Annotated in this window: 13 protein-coding genes; 2 read left to right on the forward strand and 11 right to left on the reverse strand. The window is 60.7% G+C overall.

Annotation, left to right across the window (positions count from 1 at the left end):
- Positions 1-9: 9 nt before the first annotated feature.
- From JCM12178_RS05220 to JCM12178_RS05265, 11 genes are all read right to left on the reverse strand, one after another.
- The gene (locus JCM12178_RS05220; protein WP_157054767.1) at positions 10-2406 is read right to left on the reverse strand and encodes a PEP/pyruvate-binding domain-containing protein; all 2397 of its coding nucleotides are present in this window, start codon (positions 2404-2406) and stop codon (positions 10-12) included.
- Positions 2407-2612: 206 nt separating this feature from the next.
- Positions 2613-3323, reverse strand: a complete 711-nt coding sequence (locus JCM12178_RS05225; RefSeq protein WP_054649391.1) for a hypothetical protein — start codon at positions 3321-3323, stop codon at positions 2613-2615.
- Positions 3324-3326: 3 nt separating this feature from the next.
- Positions 3327-4589, reverse strand: coding sequence for a sulfite exporter TauE/SafE family protein (locus JCM12178_RS05230; RefSeq protein WP_054649393.1), 1263 nt, complete (start codon positions 4587-4589; stop codon positions 3327-3329).
- 85 nt (positions 4590-4674) lie between these two features.
- Complete coding sequence (locus JCM12178_RS05235) at positions 4675-5049, reverse strand: response regulator (protein WP_054649395.1); 375 nt, start codon at positions 5047-5049, stop codon at positions 4675-4677.
- Between the two features lie 14 nt (positions 5050-5063).
- Positions 5064-5495, reverse strand: a complete 432-nt coding sequence (locus tag JCM12178_RS05240) for a response regulator (RefSeq protein ID WP_054649397.1) — start codon at positions 5493-5495, stop codon at positions 5064-5066.
- Between the two features lie 44 nt (positions 5496-5539).
- Positions 5540-6004 (reverse strand): sensor histidine kinase, encoded by a 465-nt coding sequence (locus tag JCM12178_RS19400; protein WP_245628630.1) that lies wholly within the window; start codon positions 6002-6004, stop codon positions 5540-5542.
- The gene (locus JCM12178_RS05245; RefSeq protein ID WP_245628631.1) at positions 6001-7248 is read right to left on the reverse strand and encodes a sensor histidine kinase; all 1248 of its coding nucleotides are present in this window, start codon (positions 7246-7248) and stop codon (positions 6001-6003) included. The genes JCM12178_RS19400 and JCM12178_RS05245 overlap by 4 nt, the downstream gene beginning before the upstream one ends.
- A 71-nt stretch (positions 7249-7319) precedes the next feature.
- Positions 7320-7658 (reverse strand): response regulator, encoded by a 339-nt coding sequence (locus JCM12178_RS05250; protein WP_054649399.1) that lies wholly within the window; start codon positions 7656-7658, stop codon positions 7320-7322.
- Between the two features lie 186 nt (positions 7659-7844).
- Positions 7845-9272 (reverse strand): sigma-54-dependent transcriptional regulator, encoded by a 1428-nt coding sequence (locus JCM12178_RS05255; RefSeq protein WP_054649401.1) that lies wholly within the window; start codon positions 9270-9272, stop codon positions 7845-7847.
- Complete coding sequence (locus JCM12178_RS05260) at positions 9257-10753, reverse strand: ATP-binding protein (RefSeq protein WP_054649403.1); 1497 nt, start codon at positions 10751-10753, stop codon at positions 9257-9259. The genes JCM12178_RS05255 and JCM12178_RS05260 overlap by 16 nt, the downstream gene beginning before the upstream one ends.
- Positions 10754-10853: 100 nt before the next feature.
- Complete coding sequence (locus JCM12178_RS05265; protein ID WP_054649405.1) at positions 10854-12713, reverse strand: cation:proton antiporter; 1860 nt, start codon at positions 12711-12713, stop codon at positions 10854-10856.
- Between the two features lie 269 nt (positions 12714-12982).
- Between JCM12178_RS05265 and JCM12178_RS19405 the strand changes: the two genes are divergently transcribed.
- Together JCM12178_RS19405 and JCM12178_RS05270 are read left to right on the forward strand one after the other, a co-directional pair.
- Entirely contained in the window at positions 12983-13786 is an 804-nt protein-coding gene (locus JCM12178_RS19405) for a cysteine peptidase family C39 domain-containing protein (protein ID WP_245628632.1), read from the forward strand.
- Positions 13744-15207 carry a type I secretion system permease/ATPase gene (locus JCM12178_RS05270; protein ID WP_245628633.1) on the forward strand — a complete coding sequence of 488 codons (1464 nt, stop codon included), beginning with the start codon at positions 13744-13746 and terminating at the stop codon, positions 15205-15207. The genes JCM12178_RS19405 and JCM12178_RS05270 overlap by 43 nt, the downstream gene beginning before the upstream one ends.
- Position 15208 lies beyond the last annotated feature (1 nt).

The following is a 15208-nucleotide window of genomic DNA, read 5'->3' on the forward strand; positions in this document are numbered from 1 at the left end:
GTGTTGCAATCAGCGGCCGACCAGTTCGGCGAGGTCCTTCTCGATGGATTGGCGTCGACGCTCAACCGCATCGGGGTCGGCCATAATCATGTCGATCTGGCGCGTATGGCTGATGAGATAGCCGATGACCCGGAGTCGACGGAGCATTCCTTCCTGCTCCAGCCCCTCCACTCGGGCAAAGAGGTTGTCCTCGCGCAGCTTGACCCCGAAGTCGTAGTTTTCAAGAATCTGCGCGATGAACCGGGTTCGCAGGATGCGGCGCTTGAGGTCAGCCGCCCCGCCCTTGAACTGGAAGCTGGCGTAACTCTCGGCCGGACGCTCGCCCACGTAGGATTCCGTGCCGCAGAAGTGAAACCCGAATCTTGACTGGAGCGAACAGTAGCGCCGCGAAGCCATGAAGTAGTTGCGCGTCGAATATTCGGACCGCCCTGCGGAGTCGAGGTTCGGGTTGGCCGTGGCCTCGAACAGGACGGACATGAACCCGCTCGCGTTCACGGGCGGCGGGCCTTCCCATGCCACGGCCATCATGCCGTCCCAGAGCGCCCGCATGGGCAGGGAGCGTATCTGGTCCACGGCCACACAGCCGTCCATGCGGCAGGCTCCTTCCTCGCAGAAGGCATCACCGAGATCGAGTATCCAGAACTGCTTGGGCACGTCGCAAATGACGCGCCGCGCTGCCACCTGCTGCACGCTTCGGCTCATGCCGAGGTGGAACATCTCCTTCACGGCCTTTTCATGACAGAAGCGCATGATGTCATGGAACGTCTTGCAGTTGCGCGCCCGAAACTCCACGGAATCCGGGTCCAGCAGCCTGAGCCGCAGGATGTGCCTGGCCGCGCCGAGAAGCGCCGCACGCACCGGGCTGCCGCGCATCAGGTCGCGCCGCACGCGCTTGCGCTCCAGAAGCGGCTCCTGCCGGTCCCGGTATATCGCGCCGCTGTCCGCGTCTATGGTCAGCGTTTCACCGTCTTCAAATTCATCAAGGATGCCGCGCAGTCCGAAAACCGCCGGGATGCCGAACTCGCGCGCCACGTTGGCCAAGTGGCCTGCCGCGCTGCCCTGCTCGGCAATGACCGCGACAGCCCGGTTCAAAAGGGCCGCCCGCCTCGGCAGTGCGTGACGCAGCATGAGCACCGCGCCTTCAGGGAAGGTCAGCGCATCAGCGTCCTTGAGCACAGTGCGGATCTCTCCGGCGGCAACACCGGGAGAGGCCACCACGCCATCCTTGAAAACAGGATCGGGCAACCCTTCCGGAATCTCGGCCTTGGTTTCCTCCAGCACCTCAGTGAGCGGGCGGCACTGCAGCAGCATGAGCGTGTTGTCGTGATCGTAAGCCCACTCAACGTCCTGCGGATGGTTGAAATGCTTTTCAAGCGAGACTGCCAGCCGAGCCACGGCCAGCACCTGTCCGTCCTCAAGCGAAGGGGCGTTGGCCTCTTCCTGCGTGGTTTCAAGACGACACGTCCCTTCGCGGGGAAGACAGGCATAGCGGTCCTGCTTCTCGGCGATGCTTCGGGTTTCGATCTCCTGAGGATCGCGGGAAACACGAAATTCGTCTGTAGCCGTGGAACCGTCCACCACCGCCTTGGGAAGCCCCCATACGGAATATATCCGCACGCGGTGGTCCTCGAAATCCACCGGGCTCGAGGAGTAGGCAACGCCGCTTGATTTCGCGTCCACCATGCCCATGAATCCCACGCACATGGCAACGTCTTCGTCGCGGATGCCCCGGCTCGCCCGGTATGCACATGCCTCCACCGACCACTTGGAGGCCACCACCTCGCGGTAGGCGTCCAGCAGGGAATCGGCGTCCACATTGAGTACCGAACGGTATTGCCCGGCAAAAGTCGCCCCTTCGGCGTCCTCGCCCAGCGCGCTGGAACGGACGGCCATGGGAATCCCGGATTCGGATTCCCGCTCCACCGTTGCGTAGGCGTCAAGGATTGCCTGCTCCAGATCGGCAGGCAGCTCGGCCTCCACCACAAGCTGCATGATGGACGAAGACATGCGCATGGCGTCGTGCGTCTTTTCCTGAATGCTGCTCTGGATGCGGCGGTCGATCTCCTCTTTCAACCCGCTGTCCATGATGAAGCGGCGATACCCTTCGGCCGTGATAACGAATCCCGGCGGGGTGGGCACGGAGAGCGTGGCCGCCGCGTCACCGAGCATGGCCATCTTGGAGCCGCAGCGTTCCACGTCGTCGCGGCGCACTTCGGAAAGTGCCAGAACCAGCGGGCCGCCCCGCTCCACCTGCGGCGGGGAGAGGTGCGGATTGATTTTCTGCTGGATATCCTTGAATCGCTCGAAAAGCCGCTCGTAATCGCCGGGCGACATCTCGTTGAGGTTCTGCACCATACGGAAGATGGCCGCCGAAATCTTTGTGCAGAGCGCGCGGACGTAGTGCATGCCGTAGGCGCGGCCGCCGCGCAGGGTCTCTTCCAGTTCGGCAAAGAGCTCATGCGCCTCGGTGTTGGCGGAGATGAGCTGCCTGAAGCTGAGAAAACGGGCCGTGATAAGGCTCTTGCATCCTCGGAGTCCGACGTGTCACGTCGGCCAAGCAATCGGGAAACGCTGTTCCAGAACCCCATATCACGGCCCGCCTGTTGTATCGGTTAGACTTCCTTCTTCTTCCCGGCCTTCATCTCAAGGCCGAAGCCCTCGAAGAGGAAGAAGATCGAGTAGCCCCACCACATGGTGTAGACCACATAGAATATCAGCGCAAAGGTGATGATGCCAGCTTCTTCAGACACGTCACGCGCCTCGATTCCATAGTAGTTATAGGCCACTTCCACCGCACGCTTGATGACCATCTTGTCCACGTAGGACGCTGCGGCGAACTGCTTCTGGAGATCAAGCTCCTTCTTGAGGCTGGTGAGCATGGCCCACCAGAGGTACATGGCCTTTCGCGGCTCCATGCCGTAACGGCTCTTCAGCTCGTCTCCCTCGTTGTGGAACATCCGGTCCGCGTCGCGGATGACCGCGTCCAGCAGGACTCCGAGCTTTCCGCTGACCATCAGCCCCTTGTCCCCGCTCTGTGCGGCTATTCCGTTTGCCACAAGGAGATCGCGGGTCTCGTTCACCAGATCCGGCTGCTTGTCGAGCACCGTTACGGTGTAGTCGTCGCCCGAGAACTTGAGCGCTCCGGCCTTGACGTCGGGAATGTAATAGGTCGATCCCTTGGAGATGGAGTTGAAGAGCGCATCAGACGCATGGAACGCGTTGGTTCCGCCAAAGTTGTCCGTAAACATGTACCAGAGCACGGCCATAAAAACCGCTGTCAGTACAGCGCCTATGGAGAAGGCTCTCTTGTTTGTGATAAGCATGGATTATTCCTCCCTCAATTCGCGTGCGCGCATTAGGAACGTCCCGATCACCCAGACCGCGAAGGTCCCGATGACTACGAAGAACGACCAGTTGCCCAGCGAGGCAAGAATTCCCGCCGTGGACGCATCGATGTTGATGAGCTTCATGTCACCCAGCTTGCCGGGAAGGGCAAAGAGCCTGTTCACGAAACCGGCCAGAATGGCCAGCGCGTAGAACCCGCGGATGTAAATGCCGGGGACCAGCTTGGTGGTCAGCGCGCCGATCTGGATGCCGATGAGCGAACCGAGCAGCATGCCCATGGCCAGGGTGTAGAAGATGAAGCCGTAAATGGCGTACTGGCTGATGGAGGCAAAGCCCGCAGTAAAGATGATCTGCAGGATGTCGGTACCGACGGTGGTGAAGGAACTGACACCGAGGATGTACACGAACATGGGGAAGGTCAGGAAGCCGCCGCCCACGCCCATGATGGCCGCCATGAAGCCGACGATGCTGCCGCACAGGGCAACGAACCAGCCGGAGATCTTCTTGCCGCCCGGAACGAGGTCCTCGTCAAAGGTGATCATCGGGGGGATGTTGGCATTCTGCAGCTTGGCGGGAAGTCCGCCGCCGCCCGAGCCGCCACCGCCGTGCGCGTCGACGCCCTGCCCCATCTTGCGCAGGCGAAGGAAGTCGATGAGTGCGTAGAAGCCCAGAAAACCGAGCAAGACCACGTAGATGACCGAGATGAAGGTGTCGGAGGCGACCGGGTTGGCCTCATAGATGAGACGGTTCAGTATGCCGCCCCCGAGAACGCCTGCCCCCGACCCCACAAGGAAGGCCACGGCCAGCGCCACAGAAACGTTTCCGAGCTTCTTGTGCACGGCTGTTCCCATGATGGCCTTGGCGAAAATGTGGAACAGGTCGGTTCCCACCGCCAGAATGCCCTTGATGCCCGCGCTCATGAGCGCCGGGGTGATGATGAATCCACCGCCCGCGCCGATGCAGCCCGTAATCAGGCCGGCACAGACGCCGATGGCGATGGAGACAAGGAATATTTCCGTGGTGTAGAAGGCCGGAGTGTATGCCTTCTTGCCGCCGAGGATGTCCGGAAGCTCCATATCCGCGGCAACGCCTACGGAGACGAGGATGATGGGAATCGTCAGCAGCGCGAGAAGCAGCAGCTTCTTACGGCTGGTCACGATGTTCGTGGACACTTCCAGATCCCACTTGGCGTGTGCCCTCGCCGCCCACTGAAGCGACTCGAAAGTGCGTCTGAGTATTCGCATATGTCTTCTGCCTTATTTTCGCCTTTCGGCGGTTTCGATCCACTTCCGGTCCCTGCTGTGCCGGGCACCGGGGTATCCGTTTATTTCATGCCTTTTTAGCCGCTTCCCGGATCTTGGCCATGAGCTCGTCCAGGTCGCAGGGCTTCAACAGATAATCATAGGCGCCATAGCGCAAACCGTCCTTGGCGGCGGTCTCGGAGCCGTGCCCGGTGAGCATGATGACCGGGAGTTCCGGCACCATCTTGCGAATCACCTGAAGCACCTCGATGCCGTCCATGTCCTCCATCTTCAGGTCGAGCACGACCACGTCGAAATCCTCCTTGCGAAGAATCCGGATCGCCTCGGTGCCGCTATCAGCGGACACAACCTCGAACCCGCGCTTGCTCATGCGCTTGGTCAGCACATCGGTGAAGCCGGCCTCGTCGTCCACCAGAAGAATCTTGACGGTTTCGCCATTCATAGCGCCCTCCCGCTTCAGTCGCCCATGCGCGATGCGATGTGCTGCGCCCGGGCTTCCAGAATCTTTTCCTCATGGAACGACTTCTTCTCGTACGCGTCGCGAATCTTGGCCATCAGGGCGTCGATCTCGCAGGGCTTGAGAAGGTAGTCGAACGCGCCGTTCTTCATGCCGTCGATGGCGCTTTCCACCGTGGCATGACCAGTGAGCATGACCACCTCCACGAGCGGCCACGAGCTCTTGATCTGCTTGAGCACCTCGATGCCGTCCATGCCGGGCATCTTGACATCCAGCACGACCACATCCACATGCTTCCAGTCTTCCAACACCTTCAGCGCTTCGGCCCCGGAGTACGTAGTACGCACTTCCAGACCGCGCTTGCCGAGCCGCTTCGCCATGGTGTCCACGAACCCTTGTTCATCATCGACGAGGAGAATGTTCGCGTTCATGGGTCCTCCCTTGTTTTCATTACTGCCGTCGGGATAATCCCGTCCTATTCCTCATTATCCTTTCCACCGGCCGCGTCCTCGACGGGCAGCCTGATGGTGAAAGCCGTGCCGATATCCACCGTGCTGGTGACGCTTATCTCTCCACCCATCTTGTTGATGATGCCGTAGATGATGGACAGGCCGAGGCCGGTGCCCTTGCCCACGGGCTTGGTGGTGAAGAAGGGGTCGAAGATGCGACTCAGGTTCGCACGGGGGATGCCCATGCCGGTATCGCTGACCACCAGCACAACCTCGTCGTTGGCGTGGCGCGTGGTCATGGTCAGGTCCCCGCCCTTTCCGGACATGGCGTCAATGGCGTTGTTCACCAGATTGAGCACCACCTGCTGCATCTCCGAGGGGCTTGCCGGGATTTCGGGCAGCCCTTCGCCGAGCACCGTGTTGATACGCACGTTGGCGTACTTGGCCCGCTGCTCGGAAAGCGCCGCGATCTCCTCGATGAGGTCGTTCACGTTGACGCGCTTGACCGTGGGGTCAATCTTGCGGGCAAAGGAAAGCAGCTTGTGGGTGATGTCGCGGCACCGCGCGCCTGAGTACGAATCTGGGTCAGGGCCCGGCGGGCCTCGTCCATGTTGTCGTCAACTTCCAGGCCTTCGGCCATGAGGTCTTCTATCCACCCGGCCTCTTCCATCATGATGGCCACCGGGTTGTTGATCTCATGCGCGATGCCTGCGGCAAGTTCGCCCACGCTGGCAAGCTTTCCGGCCTCAATGACCTGCTCGTTCATCATCTCCTTGGACATGTCCGCCTGACGGATGCGCGCGACCATCCGGCTGGAAAGAACGAAGGCCATCACGGTGATGCCCACGCCGCCGAGCAGCAGCACGATGAAGCCCATGCCGCGAATCCTGTGAAGCTGGGAAAACGCGTCGGCCGTATCCTGCTGGTAGATGAGGGTCCACTCGCCGTTCTTGAGCGGGCTGTTCACGAAAATGGTCTCACGTCCGCTGATGGGACTTTCGGTGATGGCGGTACGGACCCGTGGGGTGCTCGAAAGCGCGTTGGCGGGCGGCGAGGTTTTCAGAAGCTCGCGCACGAACGGCAGTTCCTTTTCGAGGTCGACCCTCGGCGTGGTCTGAAATTCACCTGCTCGATTGATGATGAAGGCCTGCCCGGTCTTGCCGATGCGGATGTCCTCCACCAACTGGTTGAAGCTCACGAAGTCGAGCGTGGTCCTGAGTATCCACTCCTCGCCGTCGCTTTCGAAAAGAACCGCGATGATGAAATGCGGCACCCCGCGCAGGCCAAGGAAAACATCGGAAATATACACGCGCCGCTGCATGACCTCCTGGAACCACTTCGCACCGGAATAGTCGGCCTTGCCGAGCTTGAACGGCCCTGAGTAGGCTACGAGCTTCCCGTCTGTGGACACCATCCCGAGGTCCACGAAGTCGCCGCCGTGCCGCCTGACGAGGGATTCGTGCAGATTGCGCAGGCTTCGCTCGTTCACGAAGCACGATCCCTCCAGTGTATCGGTGAGCACCCGGACCTCGGCGACCTTTTCATCCAGATAATTGTTAATGACCTGCTCGTGCTTCTGAACGATCTCCCTGATGTGATCGAGCACCTTCTCCTTGTAGGCGGTGGTGAACTGGTATCCCGCAAGTAGCGTGATAACCAGAAGCGGCATGAAGGACACGAAAACCACCGTGGCGATCATGCTGCGATGCAGGGATTGATAGTAGTTCCTGTCCATGGATCACCTTTCCTCGACGGTGGTTCCGGGCTTCGTGATGCGGCTGCGCAGCAGGTCTCGCACCGCCTCCGTCAGCCGATCGGGGTTGCCGTTCTTCTCGACCACGGCTGAGGCCAGCCCCGCCGGTCCGGGATGTCGCCGGAGCTTTCGTGGTAGATATGCAGGATCACGGGAATGCGCGGAAAGCGCTCAGTCACCCGCTGAAGCAGGTTCTCCCCTTCCGTATCGGGGGTGTCGGCGGAAAGGATGATGAGGTCGGGCAGTTGCGGCGAATCCAACACTGCAAACAGCTCGGAACTGTTGCACGCGCCGTTGACGAGAAATCCTTCCGCGGCAAGCTCACGCCCTATGAACCCGCGCATGTGCGGGTTGCGTTCAGCTATGAGGATTCGTTGCTTTGTTCCCTGCATGGTCCACACTCCTTGCCACCAGTAAAGGCAAAGCGTGTGCCAGAATCTGCACCAGGAAGAAAACTCTTCAACAATCTGTAATGAAAGGAAATATGAGAAAGGTTCAAAAAGAAAGACCGTGACGCCCAGACCGCAGCCGTCAGCTATTTTTATAGCTGGTGAAAAAAGCTGACACCGAAAGCCGGATTATTCGACTTTGGTGGACGTCTTGAGGCCGTACTTCTCGATACGGGCGATGAGGGTGGGTCTGGTCAGACCGAGCAGCTTGGCCGCGCGGGTGCGGTTGCCGTCTGTAATCTCAAGGGCTTCGCCGATAATCATGCGTCCGGCCCTGTTCATCAGCATCTCGAAGGCGTTCTTTCCCGCGTTTTCGGCAAGGGCCTTGCGGATGGTGCGGCGGAAACGGTCCTCGTCGTCAAGGACGTCTTCTTCCTGCTCGCGCCCGGTGTCCGCGCCCACAGCCTGCGCCAGTTCCTCGTGGCTGATGGCGGTCCCCCGGTTGAAGATAAGCGCTTTCTGCAGGGTGTTGGAAAGCTCGCGGACGTTGCCGGGCCAGCGGTAGGTCTGCAAAAACCGCAAGCCGTCCTCGGAAATGCCCGGGTTCGGCAGGTCCATTTCAACGGACAGGCGGTTCAGGAAGTATTCTGCCAATGGAACGATGTCTTCCGTACGGTCGCGCAGGGGCGGCAGTTCGATGGTCACGACCTTCAGCCGGTAGTAAAGGTCTTCGCGAAAACGCCCTTCCTTGACTGCCTCTTCCAGATCCCGATTGGTGGCGGCGATGATGCGCACGTCCACGTCCATGGGACTGCGACCACCCAGCCGCTCTATCTTCTTCTCCTGCAACAGTCTCAGAATCTTCGCCTGCACGCCGAGCGGCATGTCGCCGATCTCGTCGAGCATCACGGTGCCGCCGTCAGCCTGTTCGATCTTGCCCACCCGTCGGGTGTTGGCACCGGTGAACGCGCCTCGCTCATACCCGAACAGCTCTGATTCAAGGAGCGTATCCGGAATGGCGACACAGTTGATGACGAGAAACGGCTTGCCGCTGCGTTCGCTGTGCTGATAGACCGCGCGGGCCACCAGCTCCTTGCCGGTGCCGGACTCGCCGCGAATCAGCACGAGGGCGTCCGTTGGCGCGGAGCGGCCGATGGCCTTGTAGATTTCGTTCATGGCCCGGCTGTTGCCGATGAGCGCTCCGGCCGGGGCATCATTTGGCGCGCCGCCCATTTCCACGTGTTCACGGGCCAGCCTGCCCGCCTCAAGCGCCTGCTCGATGAGGTCCAGCACCTCAGGAATGTCGAACGGTTTCAGGATGTAGTCGAACGCCCCCATCTTGGTGGCCTTGATGGCTGTCTCTGTGGTGCCGAAGGCGGTCATGATGATGACCGGCACCCGCTGGTCGTATTCACGGATCAGATTGAAGGCCTCCAGCCCGTCCATGCCGGGCATGCGCACGTCCATTATGATGAGGTCGGGCAGGGCCTCCCGGACCATCTGGACGCCGGACTCGCCAGAGGACGCCATGCGGATGTCATGCCCCTCCTGACCAAGGAGCTTGCCGAAGCTGTTGCGAAGCTGCGAATCGTCGTCGACGATCAGGATCGAAGCCATTCACGGGCCTCCTTCAGGGGGAGCGCGAGAAGAAACGAAGCGCCCCGGTTGCTGGGCTGAAGGTGAATCCAGCCCCCGTGCTCGGCCATTATCCTGTTGGCGATGGACAGGCCGAGGCCGGTGCCTTCCTCCTTGGTGGAGTGGAAAGGCTTGAAAATGTGGTCGCGCTGGGATGCAGGGATGCCCGGCCCGTCGTCAGAAACCGTGATCGCCACCATGGACCCCTTGCCGCCGAAGGAGCCGACCTCCTCGGAAATGGTGATACGGCCGCCGTCCACCATGGCGTCACAGGCGTTCATAATCAGGTTCACGAGCACCTCCTTGAGCTGTTCGGGGTCAGCGTTGACGTCAGGCAGCGGCTTCTTGCGCACCACGCGAGCCTCCACCCCGCAGGATTCCAGCCTGTGCCGGAGCAGTTGCAGAGTGTTGTCCACCAATTCGGAGGGCGAAACGGTCTGCACCTTGAGCTTGGGCGGCCGTGAGAATTCGAGGAAGTTGCGGATGATGGTGTCCAGATGGCGGATTTCCTCGGAGATGACCTCGAAGTCTTCCTGCTGCACCGAGTCGAGATTCAGGCTGCGCTCAAGGGAAAAAAGGCGCATCTTGACCGAAGTGAGCGGATTCCTGACCGAGTGGGCCACCCCGGCGGCCAGCTTGCCGACCATGGCCATTTTCTCGGCCTGCACCACCTGCTCCCGGCTCTGCTGCAACATGACGTGCGCGTGGTCCACGTCCTCCAAAAGGCCGGTGACGCGCTCGGAGAGAGCGCCGATTTCGCCGGTAAGCCCATGCATGGTGGCGGAGTCGCCGTGAGCAAGCCGTCTGATGGGCTCCAGAATCCGCTTGAAGAGCAGAAAACCCAGCCACAGGGCCACGAACAGTGAAAGGGGGACCGCAAAGAGCGAAAGCCCGGCCATGACCTGTGCCTTGCGCCTGTACTCGGTGCCGCTCTTTTCAAGATTTTGTTCGTGCAAGCGCTTGTACCGCTCACAGAGCTCATATATCTCCACGAACCGCTTTCGGACCTCCCAGTGCAACTGCTGGCCCTGATCGCGTTCCTCCCGGCGATAAAGCTCCACCACCCGGTCGCGCGACGCCGCAAAGCGAAGATAGCCGGACTCGATGCGGTTGAGCAGCTCCCGGCTGCCCTTTACCGCGTCGATATCGCGGGCAAGGGTCATCCAGTGCTCGAACGACGCCGCATGCTGGCCCAACTCGGTCAGCCACGAGTCATCACCAGTCAGGAAGAAATAGGTCACGTACCCTTTCTGGGCCACCAGCTCGCTCTCCAGCCCCTGCGCCGCCACGAGCGCGGCGATGTCCCGGTCTTCAATGCGCTGAAAGAGTTTCTGGGTTTCGTAGATGTACCACAGCGTATAGCACCCGCCGATGATGGTGACGGCGGTGAGGACGACAAGCAGCACCTTGAGTTTTGTGCCCAGGCTGATCGTTCTGTTTCCAAAAAGGTGGTGGTCCTGCATTATCTCCGTCCTTGATGGTAAGGTCCCGTATTTTGCAACTATCGGAAACGGAAACAAAAACCAAGACCCAATGGCTTCGCGGCGGGCAGAAATCGACTCTTCATCGCTCTGCCCCGGAGGGTGCCGGCGGCTTGCCGGTCTTCAGCCTCCTGCCCTCATCAGGCAGCGGCATGCAGGCGGCGATTCCGATTATGCGCCATTCCGCCTTGGGGGTGAACTCGCGTTCGGCGGTGAACAGATGGATACGCCCTCCCGGCGTCACGGCAAACAGCGGAATCCGCTTCTCCTCGCACTGATCCATATACAGCTCGAAGGTGAACTTGTCGGTCAGGGGCGTGGTCTTCAGCTCCGCGCCCTTTTCAATCAGGTCGGCAAGGGTGTCGTATGTGACGTCCTCACCGAAGAGCTGTCTGCCGCTTGCCCGGATGGATGACTTGGCACCGTTCTCAGGGTCTTCGGGGCGGCGGGTGCGGATGGAAAACACGTTGGCCGAGCCGAACTCCATGCGATAGTACTGGGCGGCGAGCGCGTTGAGCTCACGGCTCTGGCTCAGGGCCAACAACCTGCCGATGCCGATCAGGCTCAGGTGTCGCTCCGCATGTTCGGAGACAGGATTACCCCAGTAGACACGAAGACCGGCCATGCGCGCGGCCATGACGTTTTCCCAGTTCTGGTCGGTAAGCTGGACCGGGAAGCCGTTCTCCTTGAGTTCTTCGGCCACTGCGCGGGCCACCTTGTCCGCGCCCACGATGAGAAATCCCTTTGGCTCGGGCTCCGCAACCTTCAGCAGCTTGGCGATGGGCCGGGCCGTGGCGCTCTGGAGCAGCACAGTCCCGACGATGACCATGAACGTGAGCGGCACCAGCTTGGGTGCCTCAAAATATCCGAGGCTCTCCAACTTGATGGCAAAAACCGCGGAAATTGCCGCGGCAATGATGCCGCGAGGGGCGATCCATGCAAGAAAATGCCGCTCTGCCATGGAGAGTTTTGACCCGTACGCAGAAACCTGCGCGGTGATCGGCCTCGACAGGAACTGGATAACCCCGAAGAGGGCCAGCGCGGGCCAGCCGAGGGTGGTGAACACGCTCAAATCCATACGCGCGGCAAGGATGATGAAAAGCATGGAGATGAGCACCACACTGAGGTGCTCCTTGAAGTCGAGAATCTGGTCCAGTTCGACGCCCTTGGTGTTGGCCAGCCAGATGCCCATGACTGTAACCGAAAGCAGGCCGGATTCTGGCTCAAGGCTATCGGACAGGGCGAAAATGGTGCAGACCAGCGCCAGCGCGGCAAAGTTGGCGAGATAATGCGGTATCCAGTGCCTGCGCATGACAAGGCCGAAGAGATAGCCGCTCACGCAGCCGAGGATGCCCCCGATGGCGAGGATTCTGCTGAACACCAACAGCATGTCGGTGATACCGTCCTGCACGCCGCCCGCCACGATGAACTGAAACACCAGAACCGCGAGGGTCGCACCTATGGGATCGATGAGGATGCCCTCCCAGCGCAGGATGTGCGCAAGGTTCTCCTTGGGCCTGACCGTGCGGAGCATGGGCATGATGACCGTGGGTCCGGTTACGACCATCAGCGCACCGAACAGGAACGACACCTCCCACGAGAAATCCAGAAGCAGACGGGTGGCCACCGCAGTAATCAGCAAGGTTATCATGGCCCCGACCGTAATCATGTTTCGGATGACTTTCTGAAGTCCGGGGATGTCCTGAAACTTGAGGGTCAGGCTGCCCTCGAAGAGAATGACCGCGACCGCCAGCGAGATGAACGGGAAAAGCATGTCACCGAACAGCACGTCCGGATTCAGGAAGCGCACTACCGGGCCGACCAGGATGCCGCTGAGCAGCAGGAAAAGGATGGCAGGCAGCTTCACGCGCCAGGCAATCCACTGGCAGAGTATGCCGACGAGCAGGATTCCCGAAAGTGCGATGAGTGCGTGGGTGTGCATGGTGGCTCCTTTTCCGTCCTTGGTACTTGGCAGAGATCGCGCAACGATACCGGTCTACTACGATGTACCGATATCAGGGGCGCGCGTCAAAGAATCCCGGTATGGTCCGACAGCTTTTTTTGCTGAAAACGTTGCTCCGAGCGGGAAGATAGGCCATTTCCGTCCTTGACAAAATCAACGCGACTGGAAAAGTTGAAATTTGAGACCATGTTAATCCCCGGCACGACCTCCGCGCCGATATCCGAATAACGATCAGGCAGGCAAACACAATGGCCGAAGAGACCAGAGAAAAGAACCCGTCCGGAGAGCAGACCGCCGCCGGACCTGACGACAAGGCCGCAACGGACCGTCCGGACGAGCGACTTTCGCCCAAGGACATAGACTACCAGCCGCCGCTGGTGATCTGCCTTTCCATAATCAGCCGACTGCTTGGAAGGCCGGTCTCCTCGGCCACGCTCAAGGCAGGCATCCCGCAGCAGGAAAAGGTCATTACCGCAGCCTCCATGGTCCGTGCTGCAGACAAGATCGGCATCTCCGCCAAGACGGTGCACCGGCCCGAAGTGCAAAGCATCACCCGGCTGGTGATGCCCTGCATTCTGCTGCTGCGCGGCGGCAACGCCTGTGTGCTGGTGGATTTCGACGACACCACGGCCCGCGTGCTGCTTCCCGGCCATGGGATGACCGAGACGGAAATCGCGCTGGAAAAGCTGGATGAAGAATACACCGGGTACGCCATCTTCTGCCGCCGTAAAAGCCGTCTGGACGCCCGCGCCAGCAAGTTGCGGCTGGTGAAAGCCAAGCGCTGGTTCTGGGATGTGATCCTGCGGTTCTGGCCGGTGTACCGGCATGTCATAGCGGCCAGCATCATGACCAACCTGATCATCGTGGCCTCACCGCTGTTCATAATGAACGTCTACGACAGGGTCATACCGAACAACGCGCTCGATACGCTCTGGGCGCTGGCCATCGGCATCGGCATAGCTACCTCTTCGACTTCCTGCTCAAAAACCTGCGCAGCTATTTCGTCGATGTGGCGGGCCGCAACGCGGACGTGCTCATCGGCAGCCGGATAATGCAACACCTCATGTCCGCCCGGCTGGACCACATGCCCGAATCCGCGGGGGCCGTGGCCAACAACATCCGCGAGTTCGAATCACTGCGGGAGTTTTTCAGCTCCAGTTCGCTGGTGGCGCTCATCGACCTGCCGTTCCTGCTGCTCTTCATCTGGGTGGTCTACTACATCGGCGGGCCGCTGGTCTGGCCCATCGTCATCGCGGTGCCCATCGTCATCCTCGTGGGCCTGTTCATGCAGATGCCCTTTCAGCACATCATTGAGACGCACTACAAGGAGAGCACCCAGAAAAACGCCCTGCTTTTCGAGATAGTGCAGGGGCTGGAGACCATCAAGACCAGCATGGCCGAAGGCCGCATGCAGGCCCGCTGGGAAAACGTGGTCGGCATGTCCGCGCTCTCCAACAGCCGCGCCAAGGTGCTGGCCAATATCTCCATCACCTTTTCCGTGTTCATCACCCAGATGGTCAGCGTGGCGATCATCATCATCGGCGTGTACCAGATCGCCGAAGGCCAGCTCTCGATGGGCGGGCTCATCGCCTGCAACATCCTTTCAAGCCGCGCCATGGCACCGCTCAGCGCCGTAGCCGGGCTGCTCTCGCGTCTGCAGCAGTCGCGCATGGCCCTCAACGCCCTGAACCTGCTCATGGACCTGCCCAGCGAGCGGCCCGACGACAAGGACACCTTCCACTACGGCGAGATCGAACCAACACTTGACGTGGACGAGGTCTCCTTCAGCTACCCCGGCACGGACAAGGCGGTGCTGAACGAAGTCCGACTGCATCTCAAGCCCGGCGAAAAGGTGGGCATCATCGGCCGCACCGGGGCCGGGAAATCCACGCTCGGCAAGCTCTGCGTCGGGCTCTACCAGCCGGTGAAAGGCTCCGTGAAGGTCGGCAACATCGACCTGCGCCAGATGGACGTCGCCAACCTGCGGCGCAAGGTCGGGTACGTTTCGCAGGACCCGCTGCTCTTTTACGGAACCCTCAGGGACAACATCGCCTTCGGGCTGCCCGAGGCGGACGACCTCTCCATCAAGAACGCTGCCGAAATCGCGGGCGTGGACGAGTTTGTCCGCGACCACCCTGCGGGATACGCCATGAAGGTCGGCGAGCGCGGCTCGTCCCTCTCTGGCGGGCAGCGGCAGGCGGTGTCCATCGCACGCGCCCTTCTGCCGGACCCGGAGATTCTGATCATGGACGAACCGTCAAGCAACATGGACAACCAGTCCGAGCAGCAGCTCAAGATGCGACTGGCTCCGTATCTCAAGGAAAAGACGGCCATTTTCATCACGCACCGCCACTCCATGCTGGATCTCGTGGACCGGCTGGTGGTCATGGACAAGGGCCGCATCGTCGTGGACGGGCCCAAGCAGGCCGTTCTCGAAGGCCTCAAGTCCGGAAAGATCAAGGTTGCCATGTGAG

The organism is Salidesulfovibrio brasiliensis JCM 12178 (genome assembly GCF_001311825.1).
GTDB lineage: Bacteria > Desulfobacterota > Desulfovibrionia > Desulfovibrionales > Desulfovibrionaceae > Pseudodesulfovibrio > Pseudodesulfovibrio brasiliensis.